Raw genomic sequence first — 21,578 nt, forward strand, 5'->3', positions numbered from 1 at the left:
AGGCCAGTCAGGCAAGCCAAAAAAAGCCCCGCCAGTTCGCACTGGCGGGGCTTTTTCATTCAGCTTTGGCTATCAGCCGTGATGAGGTTTGTGCTCATCGGCGGCTTCCAGGGCTGGTTCCTGGGAGGCTGCAGCAGCTTCCTGTGCGGCTTTGGCAGCAGCCTCGGCCTCACGCTTGCGGCGACGCACTTCACGTGGGTCGTTCGGTGCGCGGCCGTTGGCCAGCATGACAGTGGCAGGTTCGACCGCTGCAGGTGCAGGCTCGGCCGCCACTTCTGGCTGGGCTTCGACAACCGGGGCAGGCTGTACAGCAACCGGAGTGACTTCGACCACGGCCGGGGCCTGTTCGATTTCACCGGCTTCCACCGTTGGGGCTTCTACTGGGGTTTCAGCGGCCACGGTTTCTGCAACCACGGCCGACTCAACAGCAGGTGCGTCTTCAGCGACAGGCTGCGGGGCAGTTTCGACCACAGGCTCGGCAGTTGCCTCGGCTGCGGCCACTGGCTCGGTGACCGGCTGCTCGACCGCTGGGGCCACGGACGCTTCTTCAGCTTTGGCGACCGCTTCGACCTGCTCGACCGGCTGGGTGGCTTCGCTGTTGTCGGTTTCTGCAACGGTAGCGACTTCGGCGGTAGCACGCTCGGCCTGCTGGTTGGCCTGGGCTTCTGCGTCGGAGCTGATGTTGCTGCTGGCGACAGCAGCCGTCACGGCAAGGCCGGCAGCCAGTTCGGCACCCAGCTCGGTGGCCTGGTGCTGTTGTGGCTGCTCTTCGCTGCCTTCTTCTTCACTGCCGTCGATCAGTTCGCCATTGGCGTTGCGCTGACGCTCACGACGGTTGCTGCGACGACGCTGGCCACGGGAGCGGCGGCGCGGGCGCTCGCCATCGGTGCCTTCCTGCTCGTCTTGCTGCAGCTCTTCGCTTGGCAGTTGCTCTTCGGCCAGCTCGGCAGCCTGTTCGGCAGCTTCTTCGACAGCGCGTGGTTGGCGCTCTTCGCGTGGTGGGCGCGGGGCGCGTTCTTCACGTGGAGCACGTTCTTCACGAGGTGCGCGCTCTTCACGTGGAGCACGTTCCTCACGAGGTGCGCGCTCTTCACGTGGGGCACGTTCCTCACGAGGTGCGCGCTCTTCGCGTGGAGCACGTTCCTCACGAGGTGCGCGCTCTTCACGTTGGGCACGTTCTTCACGAGGTGCACGCTCTTCGCGTGGAGCACGCTCTTCACGCGGCTGGCGCTCTTCGCGTTCGGCTGGTGGCGTAGCGTCCAGCGGCTCGCGCAATTCGCGAACGCGCTCTTCGCCGCGGTTGCTACGGCGGTCTTCGCGTGGCTGGCGTGGAGCACGTTCTTCGCGTGGGGCGCGTTCCTCGCGCGGTGCACGCTCTTCACGTGGGGCGCGTTCCTCACGCGGTGCACGCTCTTCACGTGGGGCGCGTTCTTCGCGCGGTGCACGCTCTTCACGCGGTGCGCGCTCGGCACGCTCTTCGCGCGGCTTGCGTTCTTCGTCGCGGCGGCCGTTGCGGTTGCGGCTTTGCTGGCGGCCGTTGCGGCGTTCTTCGTTGCGCGGGCTGCGCTCGGCGGCCGGTTTTTCGGCGGCGGGAACCACTGGCGCGGCGGCAGGCTCGTCCTTGCCGGCGAACAGGCTGACCAGCGACTTCACCAGGCCTTTGAACAGGCTTGGCTCTGGAGCGCTCGGGGCAGGGGCGACCGGCGCGGCAGGCTGGGGCTCTTCAGCGGCGACCGGTACCGGTGCGTTGGCGCGGGCCGGGGCCGTTTTCACTGCGGCTTCCTGGCGTACCAGGGTGCGGGTGGCGGTCGGCTGCGGCGCTTCTTCGGCTTCGGCGGCGGCGATTTCGTAGCTGGACTGGTTGTTCAGCACTTCAGGGTTGTCGTCGCGCAGGCGCTGGACTTCGAAGTGCGGGGTTTCCAGGTGGTCGTTCGGCAGGATGATGATGCGCGCACGGGTGCGCAGCTCGATTTTGGTGATCGAGTTGCGCTTTTCGTTCAGCAGGAAAGCGGCTACCGGGATCGGCACCTGAGCGCGTACTTCGGCGGTGCGGTCCTTCAGGGCTTCTTCTTCGATCAGGCGCAGGATGGCCAGCGACAGCGACTCGACGTCACGGATGATGCCGGTGCCGGAGCAGCGCGGGCAAACGATGCCGCTGCTTTCGCCCAGCGATGGGCGCAGGCGCTGACGGGACATTTCCAGCAGGCCGAAGCGCGAGATGCGGCCTACCTGCACGCGGGCGCGGTCGGCTTCCAGGCATTCACGAACGCGCTCTTCAACGGCGCGTTGGTTCTTTGCCGGGGTCATGTCGATGAAGTCGATGACGATCAGGCCGCCGATGTCACGCAGGCGCAGCTGGCGGGCGATTTCCTCGGCTGCTTCCAGGTTGGTCTGCAGGGCGGTTTCTTCGATGTCGCTGCCTTTGGTGGCGCGCGCCGAGTTGATGTCGATGGACACCAGGGCTTCGGTCGGGTCGATCACGATCGAGCCACCGGACGGCAGGTCAACCACGCGCTGGAAGGCCGTCTCGATCTGGCTTTCGATCTGGAAGCGGTTGAACAGTGGCACGCTGTCTTCGTACAGCTTGACCTTGCTGGCGTACTGCGGCATCACCTGGCGGATGAAGGTCAGTGCTTCTTCCTGGGCTTCGATGCTGTCGATCAGCACTTCGCCGATGTCCTGGCGCAGGTAGTCACGGATGGCGCGGATGATGACGTTGCTTTCCTGATAGATCAGGAATGGCGCGGCGCGGTCCAGGGACGCTTCCTTGATGGCGGTCCACAGTTGCAGCAGGTAGTCCAGGTCCCATTGCATTTCTTCGCTGCTGCGGCCAAGGCCGGCAGTGCGCACGATCAGGCCCATGTCGCCCGGCACGGTCAGGCCGTTCAGGGCTTCGCGCAGTTCGTTGCGCTCTTCGCCTTCGATGCGGCGGGAGATGCCACCGGCACGCGGGTTGTTGGGCATCAGCACCAGGTAGCGGCCGGCCAGGCTGATGAAGGTGGTGAGGGCGGCGCCTTTGTTGCCGCGCTCTTCCTTCTCGACCTGAACGATGACTTCCTGGCCTTCGCTGAGCACTTCCTTGATGTTGACCCGGCCTTCTGGGGCCTTCTTGAAGTACTCGCGGGAGATTTCTTTCAGCGGCAGGAAGCCGTGACGTTCGGAACCGAAGTCGACGAAGGCGGCTTCGAGGCTGGGTTCGATGCGGGTGATCTTGCCTTTGTAGATGTTGGCCTTTTTCTGCTCGCGCGCGCCGGACTCGATGTCCAGGTCGTAGAGACGTTGGCCGTCCACCAGGGCTACACGCAACTCTTCGGGTTGAGTCGCGTTAATCAGCATTCTTTTCATGTTGTACCGTCGGTTTCCGGGCTGCCGGAAACGGCGTTCGGCACACACGACGTCTCATGGTCGGTGCCAAGGTGCGCAAAGGGTGGCCGGGCCACCCCCGTGTCGAGCGACGTTCGGCACCAGCCGGTTGCCCAGCCTGCCGTTGTCGCGACGACGCGTCCTGTTTGCTGCGGTGCCAACAAGGCCCCGGTGGCTTCGAATAGGTATCCGAATCAACCAAGCGGGCCTTGTGCACTCAGTCAGGAGGAGGAATCAACCGTCAGCCGTGGACGCCCGGAGGGCATCTGTTCAGGACCTTATCCGCTCACCAGCCGTCAGTGGGCTGGTGGCCGGACGCGGTGCTACACGGTCCGAGGGCTGTGCATCTCCACCCTGCACGTATCCCTGATAATTCGGGTGCTGCCGCGCGCTGAATCCGCAACGGGTTGCATTTTTCGCCAGCGCTGGTTCTGCACTGGCGCCATTCATGTCCAAGGCAGGTATTTCCGAAGCATTCGCCGGGCGATGCGTGGAAGCGACTCGCGGGCAGAGGTGCAGCGAAAAGAATCGGGTAAGCAGGTGAAACACCGCACTTGTCGTTTTTTTTCGGTCTTCTCTACACGGCGCTGGTGGCGATTCCAGGCATTTCGGTAAACTGGCGAAAACCCCGTAGGACGGCCTCGCGTCCTGGAGAATTGCGAAGGTCAGGGACCGGCAAAGAGCCTGATGCCGCTGGCCTGCCGCTTTTGGCGGCGTTCGCGACTATAGCAGCAATGATTAAGTGCTTCAATTCCATAAAAAATTGTTATGATCCCGCAATGACGACCAATACCCCTCCGACTTCCGGCGTTCAGCTGATCGAAGTCGCGCCGGAGCTTGCCGGCCAACGCATCGATAATTTCCTCATCACGGCCCTCAAGGGCGTGCCCAAGACACTGGTCTACCGCATCCTGCGCAAGGGTGAGGTGAGGGTCAACAAGGGCCGCGTCAAGCCGGAGTACAAAATCCAGGCCGGCGACATCGTGCGGGTTCCGCCCGTCCGCTTGCCGGAGCGAGACGAGCCGGCGCCGGTGGCCCAAGGCCTGCTGCAGCGCCTGGAGGCCGCCATTGTTTACGAAGACAAGGCGCTTATCGTGATGAACAAGCCGGCCGGCATCGCCGTGCATGGCGGCAGTGGCCTGAGCTTCGGGGTGATCGAGGCGCTGCGCCAGTTGCGCCCGGACGCCAAGGAGCTGGAGTTGGTGCACCGCCTGGATCGCGACACGTCTGGTCTGTTGATGATCGCCAAGAAGCGCAGCATGCTGCGCCACCTGCATGCCGCCCTGCGCGGCGATGGTGTCGACAAGCGCTACATGGCGCTGGTGCGCGGCCACTGGCCAACCTCGAAAAAGCAGGTCAACGCGCCGTTGCTCAAGAGCAACCTGCGTTCCGGTGAGCGCATGGTTGAAGTGAACGAGGAAGGCAAAGAGGCGCTGACCCTGTTTCGGGTGCTGCGCCGTTTTGGCGACTTTGCCACCATTGTCGAGGCGCGCCCGATCACTGGTCGTACCCATCAGATCCGCGTGCACACCTTGCATGCCGGGCACATGATCGCTGGCGACAGCAAATACGGTGACGAAGACTTCAGCCGCGAAATTCGTGAGCTGGGTGGCAAGCGCCTGTTCCTGCATGCCTATGCGTTGACCGTGCCGCTGCCGGACGGCGGTGAATTGAAGCTCGAGGCGCCTGTGGATGAGGTCTGGGCGAAAACCGTTGAACGTCTGAGTGCGTCCTGACCCATGAAAAAAGGCTATGAGCTACTGATCTTCGACTGGGACGGCACCCTGGCCGATTCCATTGGGCGTATCGTCGAGGCCATGAGTGTCGCCGCCGAGCGTGCCGGCGAGGCGCAGAGCAGCGACGCTGCGGTCAAGGGTATCATCGGTCTGGCCCTGGACGAGGCGATCCACACCCTGTACCCGCACCTGGCGCCTGCAGGGGTTGCCAGCTTCCGTCAGCACTATGCCGATGTCTACGTTGCGCTGGATCAGCAGCCTTCGCCGCTGTTCGAAGGCGTGGTCGAGTCGCTGGATGCCTTTCGTGCCGAGGGTTACCGCCTGGCGGTGGCCACCGGCAAGGCCCGTCGCGGGCTGGATCGGGTGCTCAAGGCCAATGGCTGGGAGCGGTTCTTCGATATCACCCGTGCCGCTGACGAGACCCGGGGCAAGCCGCACCCGCTGATGCTCGAGGAAATCCTCGGTCATTGTGGCGTCGAACCGACGCGTGCACTGATGGTCGGAGATTCGGCATTCGACCTGCAGATGGCCAGCAATGCCGGCATGCATTCGGTGGCGGTTGGCTATGGTGCCATGTCGCTGCAGGCGCTGGCCGAGTTTGGCCCGCAGGTATGCATCGATCACTTTTCCCAGTTGCGCGAGTGGCTGGGTGGTTCCGCAACTCCACTTCCAAGGTAGGTAAGCATGGCAGACGAATGGAAAGCCCCAGAGGCCGAGCCCGGGGAGCGCGAAGAGCGCAACAGCTGGAAGCTGCTGGAAAAGACCTTGCTGGCCAGTGTGCAGGAGCAGCGACGGTCGCGGCGCTGGGGGATCTTCTTCAAGCTGCTGACCTTCGTCTACCTGTTCGGCATTCTGGCGTTGTTCTCGCCGCTGATGGACATGGACAAGGCCGCTTCGCGCGGTGCCAGCCATACCGCGCTGGTCGAGGTGCGCGGGGTGATTGCCGATCAGGAGGCTGCCAGCGCCGATAACATCGTCAAGAGCCTGCGAGCGGCGTTCAGGGATGACAAGACCAAGGCTGTGGTGATGCGCATCAACAGTCCGGGTGGCAGCCCGGTGCAGGCGGGTTACGTGTATGACGAAATTCGTCGCCTGCGTGCCGAATATCCCGCTATCAAGCTGTATGCGGTGATCGCCGACCTGGGTGCTTCCGGTGCCTATTACATCGCCAGTGCGGCGGACGAGATCTATGCCGACAAGGCCAGTCTGGTGGGTTCCATTGGTGTGACGGCGGCCGGTTATGGCTTTGTCGGCGCCATGGAAAAGCTGGGGGTCGAGCGGCGTGCCTATACATCGGGTGAGCACAAGGCGTTCCTTGATCCGTTTTCGCCGGAAAAACCAGACGAGACCCGGTTCTGGCAGGGTGTGCTGGATACCACGCACCAACAGTTCATCGCCATGGTGAAGCAGGGGCGGGGTGAGCGCTTGAAGGATAAGGAGCACCCGGAGTTGTTCAGCGGCCTGATCTGGTCGGGTGAGCAGGCCAAGGCGCTGGGGCTGGTGGATGGCTTGGGCAGTGCCAGCTATGTGGCGCGTGAAATCGTGGGCGAAAAGGAGTTGGTGGACTTCACTGTTCAGGAGTCGCCTTTCGATCGCTTCTCCAAGCGCGTGGGGGCCAGCGTGGCTGAGCACCTGGCGATGTGGATGGGGTTCCAGGGGCCGCAGTTGCGTTGAGTCCGTCGCAGCTTGTTTTGCCTGGCAGATCGAGCGCCGCCCGCGCGGCGCATTGCGCTCAGGCTCGCTCATCGATCGGGGTGCCCGTTGTAGGAGCGGGTTTACCCGCGAATAGGCCGGACCAGCCGTCCAACATCCCCGATCGTTCACCCTCCCGGGCGGCGCTCGATCCGCCGGGCGCCCAAATCCCCGGCCAGGTTACGGAACCATCACCCCTTCCTTGGTCAGCATATCCACCAGCCGAATCAGCGGCAGCCCGATCAGGCTGGTCGCATCGCACCCGTGCGTGCTCTGGAACAAGCTCACCCCCAACCCCTCCGCCTTGAAGCTCCCTGCGCAATCCAGCGGCTGTTCTGCTGTCACGTAACGCTCTACCTGTTCCCTGCTCAATTCGCGCAGTGTCACGGTAAAAGGCACGCAATCTACCTGGCAGTGCCCGGTGGCGCTGTTCAGCAGTGCCAGCCCGGTCAGGAAGTTCACCTGTTGCCCGCTGCACTCCAGTAGTTGCTCGCAGGCGCGCTCGAATGTATGTGGCTTGCCCAGCACCTGCTCACCCAATACTGCAACCTGGTCCGAGCCGATAATCAGGTGCCCGGGATGGCTGCCTGCCAATACCTCGGCCTTTTGCCTGGCCAGCCGGCGCACCAGTTCTACGGGCGGCTCGCCATCCAGGCGTTGCTCGTCTATGTCGGGGCTTGCCCAGGTGAAGGGCAGGTGCAGGCGTGCGAGCAGTTCGCGGCGATAGGCAGAGCTGGAAGCCAGTAACAAAGGAAGCATGGTAGACTCCGGGTTCGGTTGAACCAATTCTATCACGCACGATGCCGCCTAATTTCCTTTGACAGGGGCGGGGGGCATCCCTAGAATGCTGCGCCTATGTTGAATGACCCGATTCCACCTCACGTTGACCCGCGCAAATTAGCCGATCGTGGCGTAACCCTTAACGGTTCGCTGCAACTCGCTGATTTGGAAAGACTCTGCGACCCGCTTTCCGACAATGTCGGTACGGTGCAGGCGAAGTTCGATTTTGAACGAGATGAGCAGCACGTGGTGGTTATCCACAGCGAGCTGGACGTCGAAGTCAAGATGGTTTGCCAGCGTTGTCTTGAGCTGGTCACCCTGCCGATCCACAGCGAATGTACTTACGCGGTGGTGAAGGAGGGTGCGAATACCCAGTCGTTGCCGAAAGGCTATGACGTGCTGGAACTGGGCGAAGATCCTTTGGATCTGCAGGCATTGGTCGAGGAGGAGCTTTTGCTCGCCTTGCCAATCGTGCCTGCTCATCATCCGGAAGAATGCCAGCAGCCGGCGGGCGCAGACGAGCCCGAATCGAGCAAGGACGAGGTATCGCGGTCCAACCCGTTCAGTGTTTTGGCGCAGTTAAAGCGTGACCCAAACGTTTAGGAGTTAATCAATTATGGCTGTTCAGCAGAACAAAAAATCCCGCTCTGCCCGTGACATGCGCCGTTCGCACGACGCTCTGTCGGAAAACGCGCTGTCGGTAGAGAAAACCACTGGTGAAGTTCACCTGCGTCACCACGTTTCGCCAGAAGGCGTATACCGTGGTCGTAAAGTGGTTGACAAGGGCGCTGACGAGTAATCCTTGTCCGCTCAGGTCATCGCGATCGACGCAATGGGCGGGGACTTCGGTCCCCGCAGCATTGTCCAGGCTAGCATTGCCTGCCTTTCGGCTACCCCCTCGCTCCACCTGACCCTCGTCGGTCAACCCTCCCTCCTTGAAGATCTCGTCAGTGGCCTGCCAGCCGCGGATCGCGCGCGCCTGCAGATTGTCGCCGCCAGTGAGGTAATCGGTATGGACGAGCGGCCATCCCAGGCGTTACGCGGCAAGCCGGATTCGTCGATGCGCATCGCCCTCGAACTGGTGCGCGACGGAAAAGCCCAGGCCTGCGTCAGTGCCGGCAATACCGGGGCGCTGATGGCGTTGTCGCGCTTCGTGCTCAAGACCCTGCCGGGTATCGATCGGCCGGCCATGGTGGCGGCGATCCCGACCCAGACGGGTTACTGCCAACTGCTCGATCTGGGCGCGAATGTCGACTGCAGTGCCGAAAACCTCTACCAGTTCGCCGTAATGGGCTCGGTGGCCGCTCAGGCCCTGGGTGTGCACCGGCCACGCGTGGCACTGTTGAATATCGGTACCGAGGACATCAAAGGCAATCAGCAGGTCAAGCTGGCTGCCACGCTGTTGCAGAACGCCCGCGGCCTCAACTATGTCGGTTTCGTCGAAGGGGATGGCCTGTACCGGGGTGAGGCGGACGTGGTGGTGTGCGATGGTTTTGTTGGCAACATACTGCTCAAATCCAGCGAGGGCCTGGCGACGATGATCGGTGTGCGCATCGAAAAACTGTTCAAGGGCGGTGCTTTTTCCCGCATTGCCGGGGCCGTGGCCATGCCGCTGCTCAGGCGTCTGCAGGCCGACCTGGCGCCGGCGCGGCACAATGGGGCGAGCTTCCTGGGGCTGCAGGGTATCGTCATCAAGAGTCATGGCTCTGCGGGCGTGCAGGGGTTTCAGAGTGCCATCCAGCGGGCGCTGATCGAAATTCAGGAAAACCTGCCGCAGCGGCTGCACGGCCGCCTTGAAGGCTTGTTGCCTTAGGCATTTCGCCGATGAAGTGCTTAAATGTGACCGCTTGGTCTGTGTTTTCATCCAAGTTTTCAGATTCCGCGCTTGGCCTCGGGCCTGGCGCACACTATCCGACGACAAGATCATAAGGGCTTGTTCAATGTCTGCATCCCTCGCATTCGTCTTTCCCGGTCAAGGTTCCCAGTCGCTGGGCATGCTCGCCGAGCTCGGCGCCGAGAAGCCAGTGATCATCGAAACCTTCAAGGAAGCGTCCGAAGCGCTCGGCTACGACCTGTGGAAGCTGGTCCAGGATGGCCCGGAAGAGCAACTTAACCAGACCGACAAGACCCAGCCGGCGATCCTCACCGCGTCCATCGCGTTGTGGCGTCTGTGGCTGGAAGAGGGCGGTGCCAAGCCTGCCTTCGTGTCCGGTCACAGCCTGGGCGAATACAGCGCCCTGGTCGCTGCAGGCAGCATCAGCCTGAAAGATGCCGTTCGCCTGGTCGAGCGCCGCGGTCAGCTGATGCAGGAAGCCGTACCGGCCGGTCATGGCGCCATGGCTGCCATTCTCGGTCTGGACGATGCCGTGGTCGTGGAGCTCTGCGCCGAAGCCGCTGAGGACGAAGTGGTCAGCGCCGTGAACTTCAACTCGCCTGGTCAGGTGGTCATCGCCGGTAACAAGGCAGCGGTAGATCGTGCCATGGAGCTGTGCAAGGCCAAAGGTGCCAAGCGCGCCCTGCCGCTGGCGGTCAGCGTTCCGTCGCACTGCGCCCTGATGAAGCCGGCCGCCGAGCGCTTTGCCGATTCGGTCAATGCCATCGAATGGAAGGCCCCGCAGATTCCGGTGGTGCAGAACGTCACTGCTGCCGTCGCCGCCGACCTCGATGCCCTCAAGCACGACCTGCTGGCACAGCTGTACCAGCCGGTACGCTGGGTCGAGTGCGTGCAGACCCTGGCCGCCAACGGTGCGGTCAACCTGGTCGAGTGTGGCCCGGGCAAGGTCCTGGCTGGCCTTAACAAGCGTTGCGCCGACGGCGTGACCACCTACAACCTCAACACCCCTGACGCCGTTGCTGCCACCCGCGCGGCACTGGCCTGATTTGGAGAAGCTTGCATGAGCCTGCAAGGTAAAGTTGCACTGGTCACCGGCGCCAGCCGTGGCATTGGCCAGGCCATCGCCCTCGAACTGGGCCGCCAGGGCGCGACCGTGATCGGCACCGCCACTTCGGCGTCCGGCGCCGAGCGCATCGCTGCCACCCTGAAAGAGCACGGCATCACCGGCACCGGCATGGAGCTGAACGTGACCAGTGCCGAATCCGTTGAAGCAGTACTGGCCGCCATTGGCGAGCAGTTCGGCGCGCCGGCCATCCTGGTCAACAACGCCGGTATCACCCGCGACAACCTCATGCTGCGCATGAAAGACGACGAGTGGTTCGATGTCATCGACACCAACCTGAACAGCCTCTACCGTCTGTCCAAGGGTGTGCTGCGTGGCATGACCAAGGCACGTTGGGGTCGTATCATCAGCATCGGCTCGGTCGTCGGTGCCATGGGTAACGCAGGTCAGGCCAACTACGCGGCTGCCAAGGCCGGCCTGGAAGGTTTCAGTCGCGCCCTGGCGCGTGAAGTGGGTTCGCGTGGCATCACCGTCAACTCGGTGACCCCGGGCTTCATCGATACCGACATGACCCGCGAGCTGCCGGAAGCTCAGCGCGAAGCCCTGCAGACCCAGATTCCGCTGGGCCGCCTTGGCCAGGCTGACGAAATTGCCAAGGTGGTTTCGTTCCTGGCTTCCGACGGCGCAGCCTACGTGACCGGCGCCACCGTGCCGGTAAACGGCGGGATGTACATGTAATACTGCAACTCAATGTGACGGGTTTCGTAAAAAAAGAGTCATACTGCGAGCCTAAAATCCGTTATAAAGCTGCAACCAGATTCCAGGCAGCGGGTGTGGTGACTAGCCTGAAGGTGCGTTTCGCTTGAAAAGCGAACGTCTTTCTATAAAATTAGCCACCGGCCAGCTGCCTGACATATATCCATTAGGAGTGAAAACTAGGTATGAGCACCATCGAAGAACGCGTCAAGAAAATCGTCGCCGAGCAACTGGGCGTCAAGGAAGAAGAAGTGACTAACTCCAAGTCCTTCGTCGATGACCTGGGTGCCGATTCGCTTGACACCGTTGAACTGGTGATGGCTCTGGAAGAGGAATTCGAGACCGAAATCCCTGACGAAGAAGCCGAGAAGATCACTACCGTTCAAGCTGCTATCGACTACGTCCTGGCCCACCAGGCCTAAGACGCTGCAGTCGACGCTACTTGTCGGGGAAAACCGCACTGCCTTCGCTGGCGTGCGGTTTTTTCTTTGCGAGCGCCTCGCATTCTTCAGGCCGCTTCGTTCACCGCGCACCAAGAGTCTGTTGCCATTGCATTCCTGCGCTTGAATGCAATGGCAAGAGACTCTGTTATTAGAAAAGGAGAGTACTGTGTCGCGTAGACGCGTCGTGGTCACCGGTATGGGTATGCTGTCGCCACTGGGTACCGATGTACCGAGCACCTGGCAGGGCATTCTGGCTGGCCGCAGTGGCATTGGTCCGATCGAACACACGGACCTGTCTGCCTACTCCACCCGTTTTGGCGGCTCGGTGAAAGGCTTCGAGGTTGAGCAGTACCTGTCGGCCAAAGAGGCCCGCAAACTCGATCTGTTCATCCAGTACGGCCTGGCGGCCGGTTTCCAGGCGGTGCGTAATGCCGGCCTGGAGGTCACCGACGCCAACCGTGAGCGTATTGGCGTTGCCATGGGCTCGGGCATCGGTGGCCTGACCAACATTGAAGAAACCAGCCGCACCCTGCACGATTCGGGGCCGCGCCGCATTTCGCCGTTCTTCGTGCCGGGTTCGATCATCAACATGATCTCCGGTTTCCTGTCGATCCACCTGGGCCTGCAGGGGCCGAACTACGCCATCGCCACCGCTTGCACCACCGGCACCCATTGCATCGGCATGGCCGCGCGCAATATCGCCTACGGTGAAGCTGACGTGATGATCGCAGGTGGCGCCGAAATGGCCGCTTGTGGTCTGGGCATGGGCGGTTTTGGCGCTTCGCGCGCGTTGTCCACCCGCAACGACGAACCCAGCCGGGCCAGCCGGCCGTGGGACAAGGGGCGTGACGGCTTTGTGTTGTCCGACGGTGCCGGAGCCCTGGTGCTCGAGGAGCTGGAGCACGCCAAGGCCCGCGGTGCGACTATCTATGCAGAGCTGGTTGGCTTTGGCATGAGCGGCGACGCCTACCACATGACCTCGCCACCCGACTCTGGCGAGGGCGCTGCCCGCTGCATGGCCAACGCTTTGCGCGATGCCGGTATCCAGCCGGAAGAAGTCAGCTACATCAACGCCCACGGCACTTCTACCCCGGCGGGCGATGTGGCCGAAGTGGCGGCGATCAAGCGCGTGTTCGGCGAGCATGCCTACAAGCTGGCGGTCAGCTCGACCAAGTCGATGACCGGTCACTTGCTGGGCGCCGCGGGCGCGGTGGAGGCGATCTTCAGCGTGCTGGCCATCAATAGCCAGATGGCCCCGCCGACCATCAACCTGGACGAGCCGGACGAGGGGTGTGACCTCGACTTCGTTCCCCACCAGGCGCGCAGCATGCCGATCGACGTGGTGCTGTCCAACTCGTTCGGCTTTGGCGGCACCAACGGCTCGCTGGTATTCCGCCGGTTTGCCGGCTGATGCACAGCTGGATCGACGGCCAGCCGGCGACTGCACTCAACCTGCAGAACCGCGGCCTGGCCTACGGCGATGGCCTGTTCGAAACCATCGCTGTGCGAGGCGCCCGGCCCAGCTTGCTGGACGGCCACCTCGCACGCTTGGCACTGGGCTGCCAGCGCCTGGCAATCAACGCCGACCTGGCGCTGGTACGCGACGAGTTGCTGCGCTATGCCAGCCAGTTGGGCGAGGGTGTCGTCAAACTCATTCTGACCCGTGGCGATAGCCAGCGTGGCTATGCGCCCGCTGTCGATGCCGCTCCGCGGCGGATCCTGCAAGGCAGCCCATTACCCCGCTATCCTGCCGAGCATGCCGAGCATGGCGTGCGCTTGTTCCCTTGCCAGACCCGGCTTGGGGAACAACCACTGCTGGCCGGCCTCAAACACCTCAACCGCCTGGAGCAGGTGCTGGCCCGTGCCGAATGGCAGGACAGCGGCCATGCCGAAGGCCTGATGCGTGACGCGCAGGGCAGGGTGATCGAAGGGGTATACAGCAATCTGTTTCTGGTGCGTGATGGCGTGCTGCTTACTGCCGACCTTAGCCGTTGCGGTGTGGCGGGAGTGATGCGTGCCGCACTGCTGGAACAGGCCCCGCTGCTGGGTATTGCGGTACAAGTCTGCGACCTGTCATTCGACGCGCTGGAGCAAGCAGATGAAGTATTTGTTTGCAATAGCGTTTACGGCATTTGGCCTGTGTGTGGCGTAGCCGCGTTAAACTGGTCGCCAGGCCCGCTCACTCGTAAACTGCAGGCCGTTGCCCGTACGTTACTGGAAACCTGAATTCGTGAGACGTAAATTCCTGCTGTTGCTGGAGATGGGCTTGATCCTTGCCGGCCTGGCGTTTGGCTGGTCGGCCTGGAAGGTCAACTCGGTCCTGGAGCAGCCCTTGCACGTCACGCAGGAACGCCTGCTCGATGTGCCCAATGGCACCAACCCCAACCGCATGTTCTACAGCATGCAACGAGAAGGGTTGCTCGACGATGCCGTCTGGTTGCGTTTGTACTGGCGCTTCAACATGGCCGGCACCCCCCTGCACACCGGCGAGTACCGTCTTACCCCAGGCATGACCGTCGAGCAGTTGTTCGACGCCTGGCGCCGTGCCGACGTGGTGCAGTACAACCTCACTCTGGTCGAAGGCTGGACCTTCCGCCAGGTGCGCGCGGCCGTGGCCAAGCATGAAAAGATCAAGCATACCCTTGATGGCTTGTCGGATGCCGAGGTCATGGACAAGCTCGGCCATACCGGCGTATTCCCCGAAGGCCGCTTCTTCCCCGACACGTACCGCTTCGTGCGGGGTATGACCGATGTCGAGTTGCTGCAGCAGGCCTACATGCGCCTGGACGAAGTGCTGGCCAAGGAGTGGGCCGAGCGTTCCACAGACCTGCCGTATCGCGACCCTTACCAGGCGCTGATCATGGCCTCTCTGGTCGAAAAGGAAACCGGCATTCCGCAGGAGCGCGGGCAGATCGCCGGCGTCTTCGTGCGGCGTATGCGCCTGGGTATGATGCTGCAGACCGACCCGACGGTTATCTATGGCATGGGTGAACGCTACAACGGCAAGATCACCCGCGCCGACCTGCGCGAGCCTACGCCCTACAACACCTACACCATGACCGGCCTGCCGCCGACCCCGATCGCCATGGTTGGCCGCGAGGCGATTCATGCGGCGCTGAACCCGTCCAATGGCACCAGTCTTTACTTCGTCGCCCGCGGCGACGGCAGCCATGTGTTCTCCGACGACCTCGACGGCCACAACTCGGCGGTGCGCGAATTCCAGCTCAAGCGCCGGTCGGACTACCGCTCCAGCCCCGCGCCGCAGCAAGAGGCAAAGCCAAGTGCCGATGATGCCGAGCAGGCGTCGGGCGCCGATGACGCGCAGCGCCCTGAGCCCGCTCCCGAGGAAGCGCCTGCGCAGGATGCCCCTGTCGGCGGTGCGCAAGCGGCCGAGCGGCCGATGCCTGACGAACAACATTAAGGACTGCCTGTGAGCGGCTTGTTTATTACTTTGGAAGGCCCCGAAGGTGCGGGCAAGAGCACCAACCGCGACTACCTGGCCGCGCGCCTGCGCGAGCACGGCCTGGACGTGGTGCTGACCCGTGAGCCAGGCGGCACGCCGCTGGCGGAAAAGGTGCGTGAACTGTTGCTGGCCCCGAGCGACGAAGGCATGGCGGCCGACACCGAGCTGCTGCTGGTGTTCGCCGCTCGCGCCCAACACCTGGCGCAGGTGATCCGTCCGGCGCTGGCCCGCGGGTCTGTGGTGCTGTGTGACCGTTTCACGGACGCTACCTATGCCTATCAGGGCGGCGGTCGTGGCTTGTCGGTCGAGCGTATCGCTGCCCTGGAGCAGTTCGTCCAGGGCAACCTGCGCCCGGACCTGACCCTGGTCTTTGACCTGCCGGTAGAAGTCGGCCTTGCCCGAGCCGCCGCCCGTGGCCGCCTGGACCGATTCGAACAGGAAGGACAGGCCTTCTTCGAAGCGGTGCGCCAGGCGTACCTGCAGCGCGCCCAGGGTGCGCCACAGCGCTACAGCTTGCTCGATGCAGCACAATCCCTGGAGGCTGTGCAGCGTGACATTGATGCACTGCTGCCAGGCATTCTGGAGCGTTGCCGTGGCTGAGGCCTACCCTTGGCAGCAGGCGCTGTGGCAGCAACTGGCCGGTCGCGGCCGGCACGCCCACGCTTATCTGCTGCATGGGCCGCAGGGTATTGGTAAGCGGGCCCTGGCCGAGCGTCTGATGGCGCGCCTGTTGTGCCAACAGCCGCAGGGCCTGGACGCTTGTGGGGCGTGTAAGTCGTGCCTGTTGCTCAAGGCCGGCAGCCACCCGGACAACTTCGTCCTCGAGCCTGAGGAGGCTGACAAGCCGATCAAGGTCGACCAGGTCCGTGAACTGGTGGCCTTTGTGGTACAAACCGCGCAGCTGGGCGGGCGCAAGGTGGTGTTGATCGAGCCGGTGGAGGCGATGAATGTCAACGCCTCCAACGCCCTGCTCAAAAGCCTTGAAGAACCTTCCGGTGATACCGTGTTGTTGCTGGTTACGCACCAGCCCAGCCGCCTGTTGCCGACGATCAAGAGCCGCTGCCAGCAGGTCGTCTGTCCGCAGCCCAGCCTGGCCCAGAGCCAGGCATGGCTGGCTGGCGCGTTACCCGACTGCGACGAGGTCGAGCGCGATGAGTTGCTGACGCTGGCCGCGGGTTCGCCATTGATGGCGGTCAACTTGCAGGCGCAGGGTGTGCGCGAGCAACGTGCGCTGGTTACTGACGGGGTGAAGAAGCTGCTCAAGCAGCAGCAATCGCCCAGCCAGCTGGCCGATGCCTGGAGCGGTGTGCCGTTGTTACTGCTGTTCGACTGGTTTTGCGATTGGTCGCACCTGATCCTGCGCTACCAGTTGACCCAGGACGAGGAAGGGTTAGGCTTGGCCGATATGCGCAAGGTCGTGCAGTACCTGGCGCAGAAGAGCCGCCAGACCAAGGTGCTGGAGGTGCAGGCATGGATCCTCGAGCAGCGCCAGAAGGTGCTGGGCAAGGCCAACCTCAACCGTGCCTTGTTGCTTGAATCGCTGCTGGCTCACTGGCTGCAACTGCCGGGTGCCCGCTGATTTTCCATTTTTCATGTGTGCCGTTATCCCATGCTCGTAGATTCTCATTGCCACCTCGACCGTCTTGACCTCAGTGCCCACCAGGGCTCCCTCGATGCTGCCCTGCAGGCGGCGCGTGAGCGTGGGGTTGGGCATTTCTTGTGCATTGGCGTCAGTGCCGAGAATGCGGGTGCAGTGAAGGCGCTGAGCGAGCAGTACGCTGACGTCGATTGCTCGGTGGGCGTGCACCCGCTGGACCTGGCCCCTGGCGAAACCCCGGCGTTGGAATGGCTGTTGCGCGAATTGGCCCACCCGCATGTGGTGGCGATTGGTGAAACCGGGCTGGATTACCACTACGAGCCGGAGGCTGCGGAGCTCCAGCAGGCCTCGTTCCGCCTGCACCTGGAGGCCTCCAGGCAGACTGGCAAGCCGGTGATCGTGCATACCCGGGCGGCGCGCGCCGATACCCTGGCGCTGCTGCGTGAGGCCAACCTGCCGCAGGCTGGCGTGCTGCACTGCTTTACCGAGGACTGGGACATGGCCAAGGCTGCGCTGGACCTGGGTTATTACATCTCGCTGTCGGGCATCGTGACCTTCCGCAATGCCGATGCGTTGCGTGAAGTGGCGCGGCAGGTGCCGGTCGACCGCCTGCTGGTAGAGACCGATTCGCCGTACCTGGCGCCGATTCCGCACCGGGGCAAGCCGAACCTGCCGCAGTATGTGCGGGAGGTGGCGGAGTATGTGGCTTCCCTGCGTGGGGCCAGTTATGAGCAGTTGGCCGAGCAGACTACCGCCAACTTCAAGCGGCTGTTCCCGTTGGCGCGTGTGGATTGATTCACCGGGGTTGGAGATTGCGTGAGGGTCACAAGGTGCCTGCCACAGCCCTTGCAGCGCCTATGAGATCGAGCGCCGCCCGCGCGGCGCTTCGCGGGTAGACCCGCTCCTACGTTTGTTTCGGGCCAGTCCGTCCTGTGCCAGGCGCGCGCGGCCGCCTTGTTTGTACGACGCGATATCGAGGCGTGCGCCAAGGCGTTCGCGCGCAAATCCCCCAGGCCTAATTGGCCCGAAACAAGCGTAGGAGCGGGTTTACCCGCGAAGCGCCGCGCGGGCGGCGCTCGATCTCACAGGCGCTGAAAATCTTGCGTCACGCACCTGACAGCCGTCACACCATCCTCCCCACAAAAACACAAAAAAAACCCGGGTTCTGGGGGAGGAATCCGGGTTAAGACCATTAGGAGTAAAACAAAGGTACGCGGTCCCTGAGCACCTTTATCGGCGCGCCACTGGGGGGATGCGCCGCGCCAACACTTCAAGTATTGGTCAGGTTTGGCGCAGTGCCAGTGCATAGTGGACGTTTTTTAAACAGATTTGGAATACGCCAACGTTTCATTCCTCCCGCAGCGCATGGCCGTATGCATCGTGAAACACAGACATGTGTGGATGATCCGTGCAATTTCCCGCAAGTTAGGCATAATAAACCGCTTCGATTGTCATCCAGTCCTTCCCATGCAGAAAGAACCTCGTAAGGTCCGTGAGTTTCGCCGTCGCGAACAGGAAATCCTCGATACCGCGCTCAAGCTGTTTCTCGAGCAAGGTGAAGACAGCGTCACTGTCGAGATGATCGCCGACGCCGTGGGCATCGGCAAAGGCACGATCTACAAGCACTTCAAGTCCAAGGCGGAGATCTACCTTCGCCTGATGCTCGATTACGAGCGTGACCTGAACGAGCTGTTGCACTCGGCCGACGTCGACCGTGACAAGGAAGCCCTGTCGCGCGCCTACTTCGAGTTCCGCATGCGCGACCCGCAGCGCTACCGGCTGTTCGACCGCCTTGAAGAAAAGGTGGTCAAGGGCAACCAGGTGCCGGAAATGGTCGAGCAGTTGCACAGCATCCGTGCTTCCAACTTCGATCGCCTGACCCTGTTGATAAAGGGCCGTATCAGTGAAGGCAAACTCGAAGACGTGCCACCGTATTTCCATTACTGCGCTGCCTGGGCGCTGGTGCACGGCGCTGTAGCGCTGTACCACTCGCCATTCTGGAGCAATGTGCTGGAGGATCAGGAAGGCTTCTTCCAGTTCCTGATGGATATTGGCGTGCGGATGGGTAACAAGCGCAAGCGCGACCCGGAACCCTCGAACTGAGCATTGCACGGAACTGCGCGGGCCCTGTGGCAGCGGGCGCAGCCGGTGCCAGCCACCGCGTTTGATTCTTCGCGGGCACGCCCGCTCCCACAAGTACTGCGTCGTGGGTTCTCTACTCGGCAGCGCAGTCTGAAGCGTTCGGCTATTGCTTGAACATTCGGCATTGTTCATTGGGGCTTGCAAAAACCTGATTTATGAGTCAGGTTTTGCCAGCCCCTTCATCCATGCCGGAGTCATTCATGATTGTCGATCGTCAAGGCAGGCGCTTTCGTAACCTGCGCGTCAGCCTGACGGCTGCCTGCAACTACGCCTGTACCTACTGCGTACCTGACGGCAAGCGGTTGGTGGCGGCGCAGGACGAGCTGTCAGCGGATGCCTTGGCCCGTGGCGTGGCCTACCTGATCGAAGCTGCCGGTATCGAGCGCCTGCGCATTACTGGCGGTGAGCCATTGGTTAGTCCGCGTCTGGATGCCTTTCTGGCTGCCGTGGCCAAACTCGACCTTGACGACATCTCGCTGACCACCAATGGCCAGTTGCTGGCGCGCAAGTTGTCGCAACTGCAGGCGGCCGGGATTCGTCGGCTGAACGTTTCCCTCGACACCCTCGACCCCCTGGCTTTCCGCCAGATTGCCCGTGGCGGCGACCTGGGTACTGTGCTGGACGGAATGGAGCGGGCGAGCGCCCTGGGCATGCGAATCAAGGTCAACATGGTGCCGATGCGAGGGAAAAACCTCGATCAGGTACTGCCGCTGCTGGATTACTGCCTCGCGCGCGGCTTCGAACTGCGCTTCATCGAACTGATGCGCATGGGGCACCTGGCCCACGATCGTAACGCCTTTCTCCAACAGTTTGTCGGCCTCGACCAACTGCTTGCGCTGATCGGTGGCCAGTATGCCTACGCCCAGGTGGATGCGCCGCTGGACGCCACTGCCATGCGTTACCACATTCCCGGCAGGGGCCACTTTGGCGTTATCGCCAACGAAAGCGTGCCGTTTTGCCGTACCTGCTCGCGGCTGCGCCTGTCTTCCACGGGCTGGCTGCATGGCTGCCTGTCGTCTGGTAACCGGCACTTCGTCGGCGACCTGCTGGAAAAGCCGCGTCATCAGGCGTTGCCGGCCTTGCAGCGGTTGTTGGTCAAGGCATTGGCAGACAAACAGGACCTGGCCTTTTCCGGCGGCGTGACGGTCATGAAAGTGATCGGTGGCTGAAGCTGGCGCAAAAGCTGCATCCGCCGGCTATTCGCCGGTTTTTCGTCGCCGGCCACTGGAGGAAAGATGCGTAGCCTGGTCTTGCTGCTGGCGCTGATGGCGCTGGGCGGCTGCATGAATGTCAGTGATATGGGCGAGGGTGTCCGCTATCACATGAGCGATGCCGGTCTGCTGGACCACAGCGAAACCCGTCGCACCTTGTCGATCCGCCTGCAGCCTGATTCATTCATTTTCATTGGCCAAGGTGCGTTCGTGCCGCCGGGCAAGGGGCCGGTGCCTCGGCAGAATGCAGTGGCCCAGCAGGCCTTCAAGAGCTTTGTCGAATACTTCCCGATGGTGCGTCGCGCCCAGGGCCCGCTGGGCCTGGAAGAGGCCATTGCCCAGGCGCGCTCGGTAGGCGCCGACTACCTGCTGTACACCCGCTTCGCGCGTACCGACGATCGCATCGGCAATGGTGACGAGTGGTATGACGAGCAGGCCGTCGACCGCTTGGGCTGGGACACTGGCGTGGTGCAGATGATGCTGATCGAAACCAATACCCGCTACCTGATCGACACCGCGCGCATCAAGAGCCGTGGCGGTTTGTTGACGTTCCACGACAACACCCCGGAGGATTTGCTTGGCGCGCCGATGCGCGAGTACGCTCGTAGTCTCCTGGGCATGAGTGAATGAGGCAAGCGTGATGAGTGACTCCGGCAAGGCCAATGACCTTCTGGCGCAGATCCCCAAGGCCAAGGGGCTGCCGCCGGTGCACCTGTGGAACCCGGATTTCTGTGGTGACATCGACATGCGCATCGCCCGTGATGGCACCTGGTACTACCTGGGCACGCCGATCGGGCGCAAGCCGATGGTGCGGCTGTTCTCGACCATCATTCGCCGCGATGGCGATGACTATTTCCTGATCACCCCGGTAGAGAAAGTCGGCATTCGTGTCGACGATGCGCCGTTCGTGGCCGTGCTGCTGGAAGTGCAGGGGGAAGGCGAACAGCAGGTGCTGCGCTTTACCAGCAATGTCGAGGACCAGGTCGAGGCCGGGCCGGATAACCCCCTGCGGGTGGTGATCGACCCGGTGACGCAGGAGCCATCACCGTATGTGCTGATGCGCAGCAACCTGGAGGCGCTGATACATCGCAATGTGTTTTACCAACTGGTGGAGCTGGCGGTGCCGCGTGTGATCGATGGTGAGGAATGGCTTGGGGTGTGGAGCCGGGGGGCGTTTTACCCGATCGGGCGCAGTGATTGAGGCCTCTGTTGGCGATGCCGGCTTCTTCGCGGGTAAACCCGGTCCTGCACACGCATTGGTGATTCGGCACAGGCCGTTGGCGCCGGGTCACCCGTGAATGGGCCGGGCCTGCTGGCCAATCTCCGCCCGCCGTTCACCGTTGCTGGCCAATAATTTCAGCGCAACGAAAAAGCCCCCGGTTGCTTGCGCATCCGGGGGCTTCTTCAATGTCTGGCTCCGCGACCTGGACTCGAACCAGGGACCCAATGATTAACAGTCATTTGCTCTACCGACTGAGCTATCGCGGAATCTGCGCGT

At 62.6% G+C, this 21,578-nt stretch carries 21 protein-coding genes and 1 tRNA gene; 19 read left to right on the forward strand and 3 right to left on the reverse strand.

The window, feature by feature from the left end:
* Positions 1 to 72: 72 nt before the first annotated feature.
* Positions 73 to 3,345, reverse strand: coding sequence for a ribonuclease E (gene rne, locus ACF8GF_RS03040; protein ID WP_176685455.1), 3,273 nt, complete (start codon positions 3,343 to 3,345; stop codon positions 73 to 75).
* Between the two features lie 797 nt (positions 3,346 to 4,142).
* Here rne and rluC point away from each other — a divergent pair.
* From rluC to ACF8GF_RS03055, 3 genes are read left to right on the forward strand one after another with little or no spacing between them, the layout of a single operon-like run.
* Entirely contained in the window at positions 4,143 to 5,099 is a 957-nt protein-coding gene (gene rluC / locus ACF8GF_RS03045; RefSeq protein WP_233693088.1) for a 23S rRNA pseudouridine(955/2504/2580) synthase RluC, read from the forward strand.
* 3 nt (positions 5,100 to 5,102) lie between these two features.
* Positions 5,103 to 5,777 (forward strand): HAD family hydrolase, encoded by a 675-nt coding sequence (locus ACF8GF_RS03050; protein WP_176685457.1) that lies wholly within the window; start codon positions 5,103 to 5,105, stop codon positions 5,775 to 5,777.
* A gap of 6 nt (positions 5,778 to 5,783) precedes the next feature.
* The gene (locus ACF8GF_RS03055; protein WP_176685458.1) at positions 5,784 to 6,773 is read left to right on the forward strand and encodes a S49 family peptidase; all 990 of its coding nucleotides are present in this window, start codon (positions 5,784 to 5,786) and stop codon (positions 6,771 to 6,773) included.
* A 198-nt stretch (positions 6,774 to 6,971) separates the two neighbouring features.
* On the opposite strand, the gene ACF8GF_RS03060 is transcribed toward ACF8GF_RS03055, so the two are convergent.
* On the reverse strand, positions 6,972 to 7,550 hold the full coding sequence (locus tag ACF8GF_RS03060; RefSeq protein WP_176685459.1) for a nucleoside triphosphate pyrophosphatase: 579 nt from the start codon (positions 7,548 to 7,550) through the stop codon (positions 6,972 to 6,974).
* A 96-nt stretch (positions 7,551 to 7,646) separates the two neighbouring features.
* Between ACF8GF_RS03060 and ACF8GF_RS03065 the strand changes: the two genes are divergently transcribed.
* The 16 genes from ACF8GF_RS03065 (at position 7,647) to ACF8GF_RS03140 (ending at position 21,281) form a co-directional block, all read left to right on the forward strand.
* Positions 7,647 to 8,174, forward strand: a complete 528-nt coding sequence (locus tag ACF8GF_RS03065; protein WP_010952934.1) for a YceD family protein — start codon at positions 7,647 to 7,649, stop codon at positions 8,172 to 8,174.
* A 13-nt stretch (positions 8,175 to 8,187) separates the two neighbouring features.
* Entirely contained in the window at positions 8,188 to 8,370 is a 183-nt protein-coding gene (rpmF, locus tag ACF8GF_RS03070) for a 50S ribosomal protein L32 (protein WP_003247154.1), read from the forward strand.
* Positions 8,371 to 8,373: 3 nt separating this feature from the next.
* The gene (plsX, locus tag ACF8GF_RS03075) at positions 8,374 to 9,384 is read left to right on the forward strand and encodes a phosphate acyltransferase PlsX (RefSeq protein WP_176685460.1); all 1,011 of its coding nucleotides are present in this window, start codon (positions 8,374 to 8,376) and stop codon (positions 9,382 to 9,384) included.
* Between the two features lie 127 nt (positions 9,385 to 9,511).
* Complete coding sequence (gene fabD, locus ACF8GF_RS03080; protein ID WP_129933675.1) at positions 9,512 to 10,450, forward strand: ACP S-malonyltransferase; 939 nt, start codon at positions 9,512 to 9,514, stop codon at positions 10,448 to 10,450.
* A gap of 15 nt (positions 10,451 to 10,465) precedes the next feature.
* A complete protein-coding gene (fabG, locus tag ACF8GF_RS03085; RefSeq protein ID WP_003247160.1) occupies positions 10,466 to 11,206 on the forward strand; it encodes a 3-oxoacyl-ACP reductase FabG in 741 nt (246 codons plus the stop codon).
* A gap of 203 nt (positions 11,207 to 11,409) precedes the next feature.
* On the forward strand, positions 11,410 to 11,646 hold the full coding sequence (acpP, locus tag ACF8GF_RS03090; protein WP_021784983.1) for an acyl carrier protein: 237 nt from the start codon (positions 11,410 to 11,412) through the stop codon (positions 11,644 to 11,646).
* A 187-nt stretch (positions 11,647 to 11,833) separates the two neighbouring features.
* On the forward strand, positions 11,834 to 13,078 hold the full coding sequence (fabF, locus tag ACF8GF_RS03095) for a beta-ketoacyl-ACP synthase II (RefSeq protein ID WP_010952938.1): 1,245 nt from the start codon (positions 11,834 to 11,836) through the stop codon (positions 13,076 to 13,078).
* Complete coding sequence (gene pabC, locus ACF8GF_RS03100) at positions 13,078 to 13,893, forward strand: aminodeoxychorismate lyase (protein ID WP_209964427.1); 816 nt, start codon at positions 13,078 to 13,080, stop codon at positions 13,891 to 13,893. Before fabF ends, pabC begins: the two co-directional genes overlap by 1 nt.
* A gap of 4 nt (positions 13,894 to 13,897) precedes the next feature.
* Entirely contained in the window at positions 13,898 to 15,088 is a 1,191-nt protein-coding gene (gene mltG / locus ACF8GF_RS03105; RefSeq protein WP_392462096.1) for an endolytic transglycosylase MltG, read from the forward strand.
* A 9-nt stretch (positions 15,089 to 15,097) separates the two neighbouring features.
* Positions 15,098 to 15,730 carry a dTMP kinase gene (gene tmk / locus ACF8GF_RS03110; RefSeq protein WP_176685463.1) on the forward strand — a complete coding sequence of 211 codons (633 nt, stop codon included), beginning with the start codon at positions 15,098 to 15,100 and terminating at the stop codon, positions 15,728 to 15,730.
* On the forward strand, positions 15,723 to 16,709 hold the full coding sequence (locus ACF8GF_RS03115) for a DNA polymerase III subunit delta' (RefSeq protein WP_392462101.1): 987 nt from the start codon (positions 15,723 to 15,725) through the stop codon (positions 16,707 to 16,709). Before tmk ends, ACF8GF_RS03115 begins: the two co-directional genes overlap by 8 nt.
* A 30-nt stretch (positions 16,710 to 16,739) precedes the next feature.
* Positions 16,740 to 17,522, forward strand: a complete 783-nt coding sequence (locus ACF8GF_RS03120; protein WP_392487628.1) for a TatD family hydrolase — start codon at positions 16,740 to 16,742, stop codon at positions 17,520 to 17,522.
* 672 nt (positions 17,523 to 18,194) lie between these two features.
* Complete coding sequence (locus tag ACF8GF_RS03125) at positions 18,195 to 18,830, forward strand: TetR/AcrR family transcriptional regulator (RefSeq protein WP_021784990.1); 636 nt, start codon at positions 18,195 to 18,197, stop codon at positions 18,828 to 18,830.
* A 239-nt stretch (positions 18,831 to 19,069) separates the two neighbouring features.
* Positions 19,070 to 20,038: a GTP 3',8-cyclase MoaA gene (locus tag ACF8GF_RS03130; RefSeq protein WP_392487629.1), complete on the forward strand. Its 969-nt coding sequence runs from the start codon at positions 19,070 to 19,072 to the stop codon at positions 20,036 to 20,038.
* A 66-nt stretch (positions 20,039 to 20,104) separates the two neighbouring features.
* Positions 20,105 to 20,710, forward strand: coding sequence for a DUF4823 domain-containing protein (locus tag ACF8GF_RS03135; RefSeq protein WP_176685754.1), 606 nt, complete (start codon positions 20,105 to 20,107; stop codon positions 20,708 to 20,710).
* Positions 20,711 to 20,720: 10 nt separating this feature from the next.
* Positions 20,721 to 21,281, forward strand: a complete 561-nt coding sequence (locus ACF8GF_RS03140) for a DUF1285 domain-containing protein (protein ID WP_176685753.1) — start codon at positions 20,721 to 20,723, stop codon at positions 21,279 to 21,281.
* A 211-nt stretch (positions 21,282 to 21,492) separates the two neighbouring features.
* Here ACF8GF_RS03140 and ACF8GF_RS03145 read toward each other — a convergent pair.
* Positions 21,493 to 21,568: transfer RNA gene (locus ACF8GF_RS03145), tRNA-Asn, on the reverse strand.
* Between the last annotated feature and the right edge of the window lie 10 nt (positions 21,569 to 21,578).

The sequence above is a fragment of the Pseudomonas sp. yb_5 genome, from assembly GCF_043103865.1.
Classification (GTDB): domain Bacteria; phylum Pseudomonadota; class Gammaproteobacteria; order Pseudomonadales; family Pseudomonadaceae; genus Aquipseudomonas; species Aquipseudomonas putida_Y.